The sequence below is a fragment of the Mycobacterium sp. NGS33 genome (genome assembly GCF_059812885.1).
Window position 1 is genome coordinate 452,076 of the sequence record NZ_JCALDN010000002.1, and the last position, 13,626, is coordinate 465,701.

The window sequence follows — 13,626 nt, forward strand, 5'->3', positions numbered from 1 at the left end:
GGGTAACTGTCGCATACCGTCCCCGCCAACCGCCGGACGGTCAAGGTCGGCACCCCACTTGTTTGCGGCCCCGAAATACCTGCTCAGGCGCGTCGGTGGTTGACCCGCTGGGCTGCCGCTACAGTGCATCGTGTGGACCAGCAGCGGGCGGAACGGAAGCAGGGTAGCGGTGCGGCGTAGCACGAGGGCGCTGGCTCTCGTGGCGTCAGCATTGACGATCCTGATCCCCGCGGCTGCGGGCTGCTCCGATTCCGGCGGCAACAAACCGGGCGCGACGGCCTCGTCGACGCCGCAGAACGGCCAGGGCAACCACGGTGCGATGTTCCCGCAGTGCGGCGGCATCAGCGACCAGACCGTGGCGGAGCTCACCAAGGTCACCGGGTTGATCAACACCGCCCGCAACTCCGTCGGGTGCCAGTGGCTCGCCGGGGGCGGCATCCTGGGGCCGCACTTCTCCTTCTCCTGGTATCGCGGCAGCCCGATCGGTCGGGAGCGCAAGACCGAGGAACTTTCGCGTGCCAGCGTCGATGACATCAACATCGACGGCCACGGCGGTTTCATCGCCGTCGGCAACGAGCCCAATCTGGGCGACTCGCTGTGCGAGGTGGGCATCCAGTTCTCCGACGACTTCATCGAGTGGTCAATCAGTTTCAGCCAGAAGCCGTTCCCGCCGCCGTGCGACATCGCGAAGGAACTGGCTCGTCAGTCGATTGCGAATTCGAAATGATGGCCTCGACGCGCGCGGGATCGCGCGGCAGAATGAGCGCCCGCCTCGCCGTGGCCGTGCTGATCGCGGCGCTGTTGGTGGTGACGGGCTGTTCCCGCTCGATCGGGGGCAACGCGGTCAAGGCGGGTGGCAATGTGCCCCGCAACAACAACTCTCAGCAGCAGTATCCGAACCTGCTCAAGGAGTGTGAGGTCTTGACCAGCGACATCCTGGCCAAGACGGTGGGCGCCGACCCGCTCGACATCCAGAGCACATTCGTCGGCGCGATCTGCCGCTGGCAGGCGGCCAACCCGGCCGGCCTGATCGACATCACCCGGTTCTGGTTCGAGCAGGGCAGCCTGTCCAACGAACGCAAGGTCGCGGAGTTCTTGAAGTACAAGGTCGAGACGCGTTCGATCGCCGGCATCGACTCGATCGTGATGCGGCCCGACGACGCGAACGGCGCGTGCGGCGTGGCCAGCGATGCCGCCGGGGTGGTCGGCTGGTGGGTCAACCCGCAGGCGCCGGGCATCGACGCGTGCGGTCAGGCCATCAAGCTGATGGAGCTGACGCTGGCCACGAACTCCTGATCGGGCAATCGGACTAGCGCGGCACCTCGAAGCCGATCAGCGTGGCCACGCCGAGTTCCACGTCTTTCCACGCGCCCGGCACGGTGAGCACCGCGATCGCCGACGTGGGGAACTTGGCCGAAATCCTTTCGGCGGCACCGACGTTCGTGTTCCTCGCACCGCTGAGCCCCAGCGCCAGGGCCGACATCGTCGGTTCGTGCCCGATGACCAGCAGCGTGCCGACGGCGTCGTCCACCGTGTTGATCTCGTCGATCAACGTGCCGGGGGTGCTGGCGTAGAGGCGCTCGCTGTATCGCACCGGCGCGTCGATGCCGGTGTTGAGCAACGTCTCCCGGGTGCGTGTCGCCGTGGAACACAGCACGCCGTCGATGGGCGGCGCATTGGTGCGCATCCAGTCGCCGGCCAGTCCGGCCTGCCTGATTCCCCGCGGCGCCAACGGCCGGTCGTGGTCGGCGACGCCGGGCGGGTAATCGGACTTCGCGTGCCGCATCAACAGCAAGGTGCGCCGGCCAGTCACGAGCAATCAGATTAATCAGTGCGGCACGCGGTCGTCATCCCCGTCGCCGTCGCGCAGTTTTTCGGGGTGGTGGGAGGTGTGGGTTGGCAGACGACGGGGCCGAGCTCGGCTGCACCCGGTAGGCATAGCGGGGTGGAGATGGTCGGTCGACGGGCAGCACGGTCTCTGACGCCGACGGCCAGGACCGGCCGAGGGGACGAATCCTAATTCCTCTGCGAATATGTCCCGGGCGTTGTAGAACTTGGAATAGCAGTCACCCGCTCGAGGCACGCGCTGCCATTGCCGAAGCCAGAAGGCGTTACAGTGAAAGAGTCGTTGCGCACGGGAATTCGATTACTTGTGGCACCGGGAGTTACCTTCTGGGTGATCCTCAATTCGCCGGCAGCCTGGGCCGGGCCGGGCGGCAACCTTCCGGGCCCCGGCGTGTGCGACTATCCCGGTGTTGGCGGAAGTACCTTCGAGGCGGGAGCCACGACGTACTACTGCGATTTTCCTACCGAAGAGAACAGCACGCACTGGCACTGCGAATACGGCGGATGGAACATGGGCGGTCCAGGTGGCAACGCCCCCATCGGTGGAAGTTTCATGGGTTTCGGGTTGACCATTCCCGCAGGCGATTTCGGGGGTGCTTCCGGTAGCTGTTCATGGCGCTGGCCGGACAACACGATCGGCCCTGCACCGAATCCGCCGGGCGCGTGGAAGAACTATCTGGTGCCCAAGCCGCCACCGCCCGAACACCGGGCACCCCCGCCTCCATCGGCTGAGCCAGAGTCCGGGCCACCACCAACCATGAATCCGAATCCCGGCGATGAGCCACAGACGCCGGCCTACACCAACCCGGCGTTTCCGAATCCCGGCAGGCCGGTGAACCCGCCAAGTTAGCTTGGGTCGCAGCCATCTCCTACGTCGCTTTCCCCACCTTCACCGTGCCGATCTGAAGGCATTGCGGCAGTTCCCACGTACCGAGACTGACCGCACCGGCTTGTGCAGGTCTTCTGGTCTAGATTCACACTGGCGCAACTCATCTGCGGCACGGTCGCCAGGGTTTCTGACCGCGGGCTCGAGTCGGTGTCGGCCCGGATTCGACCCGCCGATCGACAACCCCAGGACCTGGCCGGATTTCTCACACCAAGACCTGCCGATCGAGGTCCCGCGTCTTGTCGGTGCGCAGACCTAAACTCGCGATGCCCCGGTAAACACGCACTTCGAAAGGGGGTCGCCGGCATGCGATTCCTGCACACCGCCGACTGGCAGCTGGGCATGACCCGGCACTTCCTCGCCGGTGACGCGCAGCCGCGCTATTCGGCGGCCCGCCGCGACGCGGTTGCCGGTCTGGGCGCGTTGGCGGCAGAGGTCGGCGCCGAGTTCGTCGTCGTGTCGGGCGACGTCTTCGAACACAATCAGCTTCCCCCAAAGGTCATCGGACAGTCCCTGGAAGCCATGCGCGCCATCGGGATTCCGGTCTACCTGTTGCCCGGAAACCACGATCCCTTAGACGCCTCGTCGGTGTACACCAGCGCGCTGTTCGCCGCCGAGCGCCCCGACAACGTGACGGTGCTCGACCAGGCCGGCCCGCATCGGGTGCGTCCCGGACTGGAGATCGTCGCCGCGCCGTGGCGATCGAAGGTGCCGACCACCGACCTGGTCGCCGACGTCCTCGACGAACTGCCCGCCGCCGCGGTCACCCGGATCCTGGTGGCGCACGGTGGGGTGGACATCCTGGATCCCGATCGGGACAAGCCCTCGCTGATCCGGCTCGCCACAGTCGACGACGCGCTGTCCCGCGGCGCGGTGCACTACGTGGCGCTGGGGGACAAGCACTCACTCACCCAGGTCGGCGGCAGCGGCCGGGTGTGGTACTCCGGCTCCCCGGAAGTCACCAATTTCGACGACGTGGAATCCGACCCCGGCCACGTCCTGATCGTCGACATCGACGAGGCCGACCCGCGGCGGGCGGTGTCCGTGACGCCGCGACGCGTCGGAAGCTGGCGGTTCGTCACCATGCACCGACAGGTCGACACCAGCCGAGACATCGCCGATCTCGACCTGAACCTCGACCTGATGACCGAGAAGGACCGGACCGTGGTGCGCCTGGCGCTGACCGGGTCGCTGACGGTCACCGACCGCGCCGCGCTGGACGCCTGCCTGGACAAATACGCACGGCTGTTCGCGTGGCTGGGCCTCTGGGAACGTCACACCGACCTGGCGGTGATCCCGGCCGACGGCGAATTCAGCGATCTCGGCATCGGAGGTTTCGCCGCCGCGGCGGTCGAAGAGCTGGTGGCGACGGCCCGCGAGGAGGACTCCGCGACCGCCGTCGACGCGCAGGCGGCGCTGGCGCTGTTGCTGCGCCTCACCGACCGGGGCGCGGCGTGAAGCTGCACCGGCTGATCCTGACCAACTACCGCGGGATTTCGCACCGGGAAATCGAATTCCCCGATCATGGGGTCGTGGTGGTGTGCGGCGCCAACGAAATCGGCAAGTCGTCGATGATCGAAGCCCTGGACCTGTTGTTGGAGGCCCGCGACCGCTCGACGAAGAAGGAAGTCAAACAGGTCAAGCCGACCCACAGCGACGTGGGCTCCGAGGTATCCGCCGAAATCAGTTGCGGTCCTTACCGATTCGTCTATCGTAAGCGTTTTCACAAGAAGTGCGAGACAGAGCTGACGGTGGTCCGGCCCTGCCGCGAACAACTGACCGGCGACGAAGCCCACGAACGGGTCCGGGCGATGCTGGCCGAGACGGTGGACAGCGACCTGTGGCACGCCCAGCGGGTGCTGCAGTCGGCGTCGACCGCCGCGGTCGATCTGTCCGGCTGCGACGCGCTCTCCCGCGCGCTCGATGTCGCCGCAGGCGATAGCGGCGGGCTGTGCGGCACCGAGCCATTGCTCATCGAACGCATCGACGCCGAATACGGGCGTTACTTCACCCCGACCGGACGCCCGACGGGGGAGTGGGCCGCCGCGATCACCCGGCTGGCCGACGCCGAGGCCGCGGTCGCCGAGTGCGCGGCGGCGGTCGCCGAGGTCGACGAGCGGGTGGCGCGCCACGCCGTGTTGACCCAGCAGGTCGCCGACTTCTCCCAGCGGCGGATCGCCGCCCGCCCCCGGGTGGCCGCGGCGCAGGAAGCCGCCGACAAGGTCGCGGCGCTCACCGCGCAGCGGCGCGAGGCCCAGCTGGTCGCCGACGCCGCGGTCGCCACCGCCGCCGCGGCGGGCGGCGCCCATGCCGCACGCCGGCAACTGCTCACCGAAATCGACACGCGCGCAGGGGCTGTCGCCGACACGCAAACGCAGGCCGAAGAAGCGGCCGCTGCGCACGCCGCGGCGCAGGCGGAGGGCGAAGCGTCCGACGCCGCGCTGCAGCAGGCCACCGAGGCCCTCGCCGAGCTGCACCGCCGGGCCGACTCCGCGCGGTGCACGGTCGACCAGCTCGCCCACCGCGAGGAGGCCGACCGGTTGACCGCCAGGCTGGCCAAGATCGACGCCATCGAGCGGGATCGCGAGCGGATCGGCGCCGAGCTCACCACCATCGCGGTCAGCGAGGCGGTGCTGCGACGCATCGAGGATGCCGCGGCCGCCGTCGACCGCACCGGCGACCAGCTGGCCCTGACCTCGGCGGCCATCGAATTCACCGCCGCCGCGGACATTCAGCTCATCGTCGGCGGACAGCAGGTCTCGCTGCCCGCCGGGCAGAGCTGGTCGGCCACCGCCGCCGGACCGACCGAGGTCGAGGTCCCCGGCGTCCTGACCGCCCGGGTCACACCGGGTGTGACCACGCTGGACGTACACGCCAAACATGCTGCGGCGCAAGACGAGTTGATTGCGGCGCTGGCGGCCGGAGAGGTGCCCGACCTCGCCGCCGCACGGTCCGCCGATCAGCGTCGCCGCGAGCTGCAGAGCACCCGTGACCAGCTCAGCGCCACTCTGGCCGGCCTGTGTGGTGACGAGCGGATCGACGAGTTGCGCTCGCGGCTCACCCAGCTGCGCGCCGAGAACCCCGCTGACGCCGACGCCGTTCCTGCGGATATCAGCGCCGCCCGCGCCGAACTCGCCGCGGTGCTTCAGGCCCGCGATGCCGCGTCGAGCGAATGCGAGGCCCGCCGTCAGGCGGCGGCCACAGCCTCCGCCAGGCTCGCCGAGTTATCCACGCGGGCAACGGTTCTCCAGAACACCCTGGCGACCCAGCGCGCCGAGCTCAACGCCGCCACCGGCCGGCTGGCCACCGAGCGGGCGTCAGCCGGCGATGCGGAACTCGCATCCTCGGCAGACGCGGCGCAGCGCGCGGCGCTGGCCGCGCAACAACGCGTCACCGAAGTCGCCGAAGCGCTGGCCGCGGCCATACCCGACGCGGTCGCCCGCGAATTGGCCGATGCCACTAAGGAAGCCGACTCGCTGCGCGAGCGCTACGAAGAAGCCGCCCGCGCATTGCGTGAGATCACGATAGAACTCTCGGTATTCGGCGGCGAGGGTCGCCAAGGCAAGCTCGACGCCGCGCAGACGGAGCGCGAACACGCCGCCAGCGAGCACACCCAGGTGGGTGGCCGCGCGCGCGCCGCGCAACTGCTGCGCTCGGTCATGACGCGGCATCGCGACACCACCCGGCGGCGTTACGTCGAGCCCTATCGGGCGGAACTGCAGCGGCTCGGCCGTCCGGTCTTCGGCCCCAGCTTCGAGGTCGACATCGACAGCGACTTGTGCATCCGTAGCCGCACACTGAACGGCATCACGGTGCCGTACGAATCGCTGTCCGGCGGGGCCAAGGAGCAGCTCGGCATCCTGGCCCGACTGGCCGGCGCGGCCCTGGTCGCCAAGGAGGACGCCGTCCCGGTGGTGGTCGACGACGCGCTCGGTTTCACCGACCCGGACCGCTTGACCAAGATGGGCGAGCTCTTCGACACCGTGGGAACCCACGGGCAGGTGATCGTGCTGACCTGCAGCCCCGACCGCTACGACGGGGTCAAGGGCGCGCACCGCATCGATCTCAGCGCCTAGCCCTGGCGGCGCGGCCGCGGCCGATAGTGCAGGTCAGTGCGATTCGGCGCCCATGCCGGCGCCTCGCCTGCAGAATGGGAACATGGTGGGCCCACGCGAATGACGATGACCGCGAAGCGCAGCCGGGTGCAGCAGAAGCTGGCGGAACTGCCCGGCGTGCGACCCGTGCGCCGGCCGATCTCACCGCACAGCGCCGAAGAGTTCGATCTGTACTACGTGCGCGCCGGACGCAAGTCCTCCTGTCCGGTGGTGATCATCCCCGGCGGTCCGGGCGTGGCGTCGGTGCAGATGTACAGGGGGCTGCGGCGGCGCGCCGCGGCGGCCGGCCTCGATGTCATCATGATCGAACACCGCGGGGTGGGGATGTCGCGGCACGACGATGCGGGCGCCGACCTGCCCCCGCAATCGATGACCGTGAACCAGGTGGTCGACGACGTGGCCGCGGTCCTCGACGACGCGCAAGCGGAATCCGCCGTCATCTACGGCGCCTCGTACGGCACCTATATCGCCGCCGGCGTCGGGGTGCGCCATCCGCAGCGGGTGCTAGGCATGGCGCTCGATTCGCCGTTGCTGTCCCGGCACGACATCGTGATCGTGCGCCGCGCGATTCGCCGGCTGCTGCTGAAGGGGGACAGCCCCGAAACCGCCTCGGTGGCACCCAAAATGCGCAAGCTGGTCGACGCCGGGGTCATGGACGCCGCGGCGACACAGGTCGTGGCGACGATTTACGGTTACGGCGGGGCCGACCTGCTCGAGCGGCAACTCGACCTGCTACTCGATGGCCGAAAGCTGTTGTGGTGGGCGCTGTCCCGGTTCACCACCCTGGGCAACCTGCCGTATCGCTACGAGGAAGACCTGGTGAGCCGCATCGCCTTCCGCGAACTGGACTACGCGGCCGAACCCGACGGCCTGCCGCTCGACCCTGCCGTCGCCGAAAGCAAAACCCGCACGCAGCGAGTGACCTTCGAGGACGAGCCCTATGACCTGCCGGCCGAAATGCCGAATTTCGACTGGCCCACCGCGGTGGTTTCCGGTGGTCGGGATCTGATCACCCCGCCGGCGGTCGCCCGGCGCGTGGCGTCGCTGCTGCCCAACGCGGTGCTGTTGAGCCTGCCGAGCATGGCGCACAGCGCGTTGGACTTCCGGGAGCCCGTCGCGCTCGCCACCGCCGATGCGGTTCGGCGCGGTGACCTCAAAGGGCTTGCCGCACAGGCGCCGGCGCTGGACGCGCTTCCGCCGCGCCCCGAGGTACGGCTGCTGTGGAAGGCGCTCGCAGCGGCGGCCGTCGCCGAGGGTGCGCTGCCGATCCCGAATCGGCTACGGCGGCGGCTCAATTCCGGGTGAACCCGATCGCGGTGTAGTCGAGGTCGGCGAGGCCGGCCGCGCCGAAGTTGGCCAGCGTGCTGCGCACCGCCACATCCCCGGGCGACTGCGTCAGCGGGAGGCTGAATCCCTCGGCCCAGATGAGCTTGTCGAGATCGTTGGCCAGCGCCCGCGCCTTGGCCGGGTCGAGTTCTTCCAGGGTGGCTTCGATGGCGGCGTCGATTTGCTCGCTGCCGATCTTGCCGAAATTGCTTTCCCCGTCCGACTTGTAGATCTGGGTCAGCGCCGAGAGCGGGAAGGCGTCTCCGAGCCAACCGAACTGGGCCATATCGAACGCCCCGACGTTGATGTAGTTGGTGAAAAAGCCGTTGCCGGAACGGGAGACGAGCTCGAGCCTGACCCCGATCTGGGCGAGGCTGTGCTGGGCGATCTGGGCGAATTGCCGGCTGCCCTGGGCGTCGTAGAACAAATCGCGGATGACCAGCTGCCGGCCGTCCTTCTCCCGGAACTGGCCGTTGCGCTTCCAGCCCAACGCGTCGAGTTCCCGGCCGGCCGCGGCCGGGTCGTAGGGAACGACGGAGCTGTTGTCCTGATAACCCTGCTGCCCGGCGACATAGATGTGGTTGCCCAGCGCCACCGGGCTACTGGTCAGCCCGTATTGGACGACCTTGGCGATGGTCTGCCGATCGATCCCCTTTGCCACCGCGACGCGCAGCGCCTTGTCGGACAAAATCGAGCCCGGCGCGCCGTTGAAGGTGAAGTGAGACCACGCCGGTGCGGGCGCGCGGAGGATCGAAATCCCCTTTGTGCGCTGTGCGATGGTCAGCTGATCGAGGCTGCCGACCCCGGTGGCGTCGATGGTGTTGTTCTGCAGCGCCGGTAGCCGCGCGGCATCGTCGAGCACCAGATAGGTGATGGTGTCCAGGCGGGCCCGCGTGCCCCACCATTTCGGGTTGCGGCGCAACACGATCCGCTGGGTGGTGCGATCCAGCGACGAGACGACGAACGGTCCGGCCGACGGGCCGGGGGCCTCCAGCTGGCCCTTGTTGAACGCCTCCGGGGTGGCGGTCACGCTCTTGGGCAGCAACATTCCGTTGCCGGCGAACATGCCGCGCCATTCGGCGTAGGGCCTGGCGAAGGTCATGATGGCCTGCCGATCGTCGACGCCGCGGGTCACCGAGGCGACGCGGTCGGCACCGCTGGGTCCGGCGATCTCGAACCTCTTGTCGGTTCCGCTGAGGGCGTGGATTTGGCTGGCGATGTCCTCCCAGGTGATCGGCGTGCCGTCGGACCACACCGCCTTGGGGTTGATCGTGTACGTAACCACCTGTGGCGCAGTGCCGGTGAGCTCGATGCTGGTGAAGTAATCGGTGTCGACCGTCGTGGAGCCGTCCGGCCCGATGACGAAGGCCCGCGGCAGGGTGGCCTTCATCATCGCGGAGACGTCGGCCGAATTGCCGTCGATGTGCAAAATGTTGAAGTTCGGCGGGAAGTCGGTGAGCGCCAGTCGCAGGTCACCGCCGTCTTGCAGGGTGGCCGGATCGCGCGGATTGACGTCGCTCGTCGAGCCGATCTGCGCGTTCTGGCCCGTTTCGGGAATGAGGCTGACGGCCGGCGAGCAGCCTGGCAACGCCAGCGTCATCGCGAGGAACACCGCCGCGAGGCGGGCTCCCCGGCGCGTTACGACCACGCGGCTAGGCACGTCTGTTCGGATCCGGTTGCGGCACCGCGCTCAGCAGCCGCCGGGTGTATTCGTGTTGCGGATCGGCGAAGACCTGCCGGCTGTCGCCCTGCTCCACGATCGCGCCGGCGTACATCACCACGACGTCGTGCGCGAGGTGTTTGACGACAGAAAGATCATGGGAGACAAACAGATAGGACAGGCCGAACCGCTCTTGCAGGTCCAGCAGCAGGTTGATGATCCCGGCCTGGATGGACACGTCGAGCGCGGAGACCGGTTCGTCGAGCGCCAGGATCTTCGGTTGCAGTGCCAGCGCGCGGGCGATGCCGATGCGTTGCTTCTGCCCGCCGGAGAATTCGGCGGGGTAGCGGACCGCGTCGGCGCGGCGCAGCCCCACGATGTCCAGCAGCTCGGCGACGCGCGCGTTGGTGCTGCTCTTGTCGAACCCGTTGGCCCGCAAGGGTTCCGCGAGGAGCTCGAACACCGGTAGTCGCGGGTCCAGTGAGGCGACCGGGTCTTGGAACACGACCTGGATGTCGCGCCGCAGCGATCGCCGGCGCGCCGCGCTCAACGTGGTGACATCGGTGCCGAGCACTTCGATCGAACCCGATTGGGGCCCGGTGAGTTCCAGGATCTCGTGCAAGGTGGTCGACTTGCCCGACCCGGACTCGCCGACGATGCCCAGGGTGCGGCCCTGCCGCAGCTCGAAACTGACGCCGTCGACGGCGCGGACCTCACCGGCGCTGCGGCGCCACACTCCCTTGGTCAGCCGGTAGGTCTTGGTCAGGTCGCGCACCGCGACGACCACCGAGTTGTCCCCCGATTGCACTTGGTGGGCTTCGGTGCTCACGCCGTAGATGTCCCCGGCACTGCGGCCGGCGACGAGCTCGGTGCGGATGCAGGCCGCCCGGTGATCGGTGCCGACGGGAACCAATTGTGGCTCCTCGAGCCGGCATTCGTCGATGGCCAGCGGGCAGCGCGGCGCGAACGGGCAACCGGGATCCAGGCCCGCGAGCGACGGCGGCGCGCCGGGGATCGGCACCAGCCTGGTGCCTTGGGCGGCGTCGAGCCGCGGCACCGAACCCAGCAACCCGACGGTGTAGGGCATGCGCCGGCCCCGGTAAAGCGTTGTGACATCGGCGGATTCGACCACCCGGCCGGCATACATCACCAGCGCCCGGTCGGCGAACTCGGCGACCACACCGAGGTCATGGGTGATGATGAGCACTCCGGCGCCGGTGATGTCGCGGGCCGTCTTGAGCACCTCGAGGATCTGCGCCTGCACCGTGACATCCAGCGCGGTGGTCGGCTCGTCGCAGATCAACAGGTCGGGGTCGTTGGCGATCGCGATCGCGATGACCACCCGTTGCCGCTCGCCGCCGGACAGCTCATGGGGGAACGCGCGGGCGCGTCGCTCCGGCTGGGCGATTCCCACCAGCTCGAGCAGTTCCACCGCCCGCCGGCGGGCGGCCTCCTTGCCCAGCCGCGGCTGATGGATCTCGATCGCCTCGGCGATCTGGTCACCGACGGTATAGACCGGCGTCAGCGCCGACATCGGATCCTGGAACACCATGCCGACCGTCTTGCCGCGAAACCGCGACATGGCGTCGTCGCCGAGGCCAAGCAGTTCGGTGCCGTGCAACCGGACCGAGCCGCGCACACGCGCGTATTCGGGCAACAGGCCGATGGCCGCCATCGCCGACACGGACTTCCCCGAACCGGATTCACCGACCATGGCGACGACCTCTCCCGGTTCGATGCGGTAGCTGATGCCGCGCACCGCGGTCACGGGCGCGCTGCCGGTTCCGAAGGTGACCGCCAAGTCGGTCACCTCGAGCAGCGCGCTCATCGGCCCCCACCCCGCAACCCCGCGCTGCCGGGGTCGAGCGCGTCGCGCAGGCCGTCACCGGTCAGGTTGGCGCACACCAGAATCAGCACCAGGACACCCGCGGGAAACAGAAACACCCAGGGAAACGTGGTCGCGGATTGGGTGCCGTTGGCGATCAACGTTCCCAGCGACACGTCGGGTGGCTGGATGCCGAAGCCGAGGAAGCTCAGGCCGGTTTCGGCCAGGATGGCCGAGGCGACGTTCAGCGCGGCGTCGATGATCAGGATGGAAGCCACGTTGGGCACCACGTGGCCGAGGATGATGCGACGGCTCGATACCCCCATATACCGTGCGGCCCGGATGAATTCGCGTTCACGCAAACTCATGGTCATGCCGCGCACCATGCGTGAGCTGACCATCCACCCGAACCCGGCCAGTAGCAGCACCAGCATCAACACATTGGCCGAGTTCTTGATTCGCGGTGTCACGATGGCGATGAGGATGAAGCTGGGCACCACCAGCAGCAGGTCGACCACCCACATCAACGCCCGGTCACGCCAGCCTCCGAAATAGCCGGAGATCGACCCGACCGTGGCGGCGATGCCGGTGGAGATCACCGCGACACAGACCCCGATCAGCATCGACTTCTGCATGCCGCGCAGGATTTGCGCCAACAGGTCCTGACCCAGGGCGTTGGTGCCCAGCCAGTGCCGCGCGTTCGGCGGCTGCAACAGCGCGGTGAAATCGAGGTCGTCGTAGGAGTAGGGCAGCGCCGCGGGCAGCGCGTAGCAGCCGACGAACAACAGGACCAGCAACGTCAGCGACGCCACCGCCAATCGGTTGCGGCCAAACCGTCGCAGCACCAGGGTGCGCCGCGAGGTGAAGTCCGCGACCTCGTGACCCGAAAACCCGTGGGCGCCATCGATATTGGCCTGAGACGTCATGACACCCGCACTCGCGGATCAAGGGCCGCGTAGAACACGTCCGAGAGCAGACCGGCCAGCAACACCACAGCGCCGGAGAACAGGGTGATCGCCGCGATGATGTTGGTGTCCTGAGTCGCGATGCCCTGCACCAGCCATTCACCCATGCCGTGCCAGCCGAAGATCTTCTCCACGAACACCGCCCCGGTGACCAGGCCGGCCACCCCGTAGGCGAACAGGGTGGCCAGCGGGATCAGCGCGGTCCGCAGCCCATGCTTGACCAGCGCCCGGCGGCGGGTCAGCCCCTTGGCGCGCGCGGTGCGAATGAAGTCCTGGCCGAGGACGTCGAGCATCGCGTTGCGTTGGTATCGGCTGTAGCCGGCCGCGGCGGCCAGCGCCAGGGTGAGCGACGGCAGCACCAAGTGCCGCAGCCGGTCGAGCAGCTGCGCCCCGGCGCCGGCGGTCACCCCCGGTGAGGTCTCCCCGGTGTAGTCGAAAACGTGGATGCCCAGCGCCCAGTTCACCCGCAGCGCAGCAAGGATCAGCAGGCTGGCGATCACGAATGTCGGGGTGCTGAGCACCAGCAGCGCCACCAGGGTGACGACGCGATCGCTGAGCCGATACTGCCGAATGGCGCCCCATGCCCCGGCCGCGATGCCCAGTGCGGTGCCCGCCAGCGAACCGATGACCAGCAGGCGCAGGGTGACTCCGACGCGACGCCAGAGCGTGGTCCCGACGGGCTGCCCGGTGACGGTCTTGCCGAAGTCGCCGCGGACGGCGTGTGACGCCCAGTGCGCGTAGCGGATCGGTATCGCCTCGTCCAGGCCGAGCGTGTGGGCCTTGGCGTCGATCACGGCTTGCGGGGGCCGCGGGCTGCGCTGCAGCAGGCTGTCGAGTGGCCTGAAGGCCGCCGACGTCAGGCAAAACGTGAGAAACGATGCCAGCGCCAGCAGCACAACGTAGTTGAGCAACCGGCGTGCCAGAAACCGCGTCATGCCCGTCCGCACACCCCACGTCGCATTGGGACAGGCTATCGAGCCGGCAGCACGACGTCGCGCGTTGCG

Annotated in this window: 11 protein-coding genes; 6 read left to right on the forward strand and 5 right to left on the reverse strand. The window is 68.5% G+C overall.

Going from position 1 to position 13,626, the window contains the following annotated elements; translation table 11 throughout:
* Positions 1-169: 169 nt before the first annotated feature.
* Both AC5Y5B_RS06145 and AC5Y5B_RS06150 read left to right on the forward strand, forming a co-directional pair.
* Positions 170-727 carry a DUF3558 domain-containing protein gene (locus tag AC5Y5B_RS06145; protein ID WP_112634222.1) on the forward strand — a complete coding sequence of 186 codons (558 nt, stop codon included), beginning with the start codon at positions 170-172 and terminating at the stop codon, positions 725-727.
* A 32-nt stretch (positions 728-759) separates the two neighbouring features.
* Positions 760-1,296: a DUF3558 domain-containing protein gene (locus AC5Y5B_RS06150; protein ID WP_165821842.1), complete on the forward strand. Its 537-nt coding sequence runs from the start codon at positions 760-762 to the stop codon at positions 1,294-1,296.
* A 13-nt stretch (positions 1,297-1,309) separates the two neighbouring features.
* On the opposite strand, the gene AC5Y5B_RS06155 is transcribed toward AC5Y5B_RS06150, so the two are convergent.
* Positions 1,310-1,813 (reverse strand): SixA phosphatase family protein, encoded by a 504-nt coding sequence (locus AC5Y5B_RS06155; protein WP_112634220.1) that lies wholly within the window; start codon positions 1,811-1,813, stop codon positions 1,310-1,312.
* Between the two features lie 303 nt (positions 1,814-2,116).
* Between AC5Y5B_RS06155 and AC5Y5B_RS06160 the strand changes: the two genes are divergently transcribed.
* The 4 genes from AC5Y5B_RS06160 to AC5Y5B_RS06175 all read left to right on the forward strand — a co-directional run bounded on the left by AC5Y5B_RS06160 (position 2,117) and on the right by AC5Y5B_RS06175 (position 8,151).
* Positions 2,117-2,695 carry a hypothetical protein gene (locus tag AC5Y5B_RS06160; protein WP_165821841.1) on the forward strand — a complete coding sequence of 193 codons (579 nt, stop codon included), beginning with the start codon at positions 2,117-2,119 and terminating at the stop codon, positions 2,693-2,695.
* A 342-nt stretch (positions 2,696-3,037) separates the two neighbouring features.
* The gene (locus AC5Y5B_RS06165) at positions 3,038-4,189 is read left to right on the forward strand and encodes a metallophosphoesterase family protein (protein WP_112634219.1); all 1,152 of its coding nucleotides are present in this window, start codon (positions 3,038-3,040) and stop codon (positions 4,187-4,189) included.
* Positions 4,186-6,807 (forward strand): AAA family ATPase, encoded by a 2,622-nt coding sequence (locus tag AC5Y5B_RS06170; RefSeq protein WP_500004365.1) that lies wholly within the window; start codon positions 4,186-4,188, stop codon positions 6,805-6,807. The genes AC5Y5B_RS06165 and AC5Y5B_RS06170 overlap by 4 nt, the downstream gene beginning before the upstream one ends.
* 99 nt (positions 6,808-6,906) lie before the next feature.
* Positions 6,907-8,151 (forward strand): alpha/beta hydrolase, encoded by a 1,245-nt coding sequence (locus AC5Y5B_RS06175; protein WP_500004367.1) that lies wholly within the window; start codon positions 6,907-6,909, stop codon positions 8,149-8,151.
* On the opposite strand, the gene AC5Y5B_RS06180 is transcribed toward AC5Y5B_RS06175, so the two are convergent.
* Genes AC5Y5B_RS06180 through AC5Y5B_RS06195 form a run of 4 tightly spaced genes read right to left on the reverse strand, consistent with a single transcriptional unit; the run spans position 8,138 to position 13,557 of the window.
* Complete coding sequence (locus AC5Y5B_RS06180; RefSeq protein ID WP_500004761.1) at positions 8,138-9,772, reverse strand: ABC transporter family substrate-binding protein; 1,635 nt, start codon at positions 9,770-9,772, stop codon at positions 8,138-8,140. The genes AC5Y5B_RS06175 and AC5Y5B_RS06180 overlap by 14 nt on opposite strands.
* 52 nt (positions 9,773-9,824) lie before the next feature.
* The gene (locus AC5Y5B_RS06185) at positions 9,825-11,660 is read right to left on the reverse strand and encodes a dipeptide ABC transporter ATP-binding protein (protein WP_500004369.1); all 1,836 of its coding nucleotides are present in this window, start codon (positions 11,658-11,660) and stop codon (positions 9,825-9,827) included.
* The gene (locus AC5Y5B_RS06190) at positions 11,657-12,583 is read right to left on the reverse strand and encodes an ABC transporter permease (RefSeq protein WP_112634771.1); all 927 of its coding nucleotides are present in this window, start codon (positions 12,581-12,583) and stop codon (positions 11,657-11,659) included. The genes AC5Y5B_RS06185 and AC5Y5B_RS06190 overlap by 4 nt, the downstream gene beginning before the upstream one ends.
* A complete protein-coding gene (locus tag AC5Y5B_RS06195) occupies positions 12,580-13,557 on the reverse strand; it encodes an ABC transporter permease (protein WP_112634772.1) in 978 nt (325 codons plus the stop codon). Before AC5Y5B_RS06195 ends, AC5Y5B_RS06190 begins: the two co-directional genes overlap by 4 nt.
* Between the last annotated feature and the right edge of the window lie 69 nt (positions 13,558-13,626).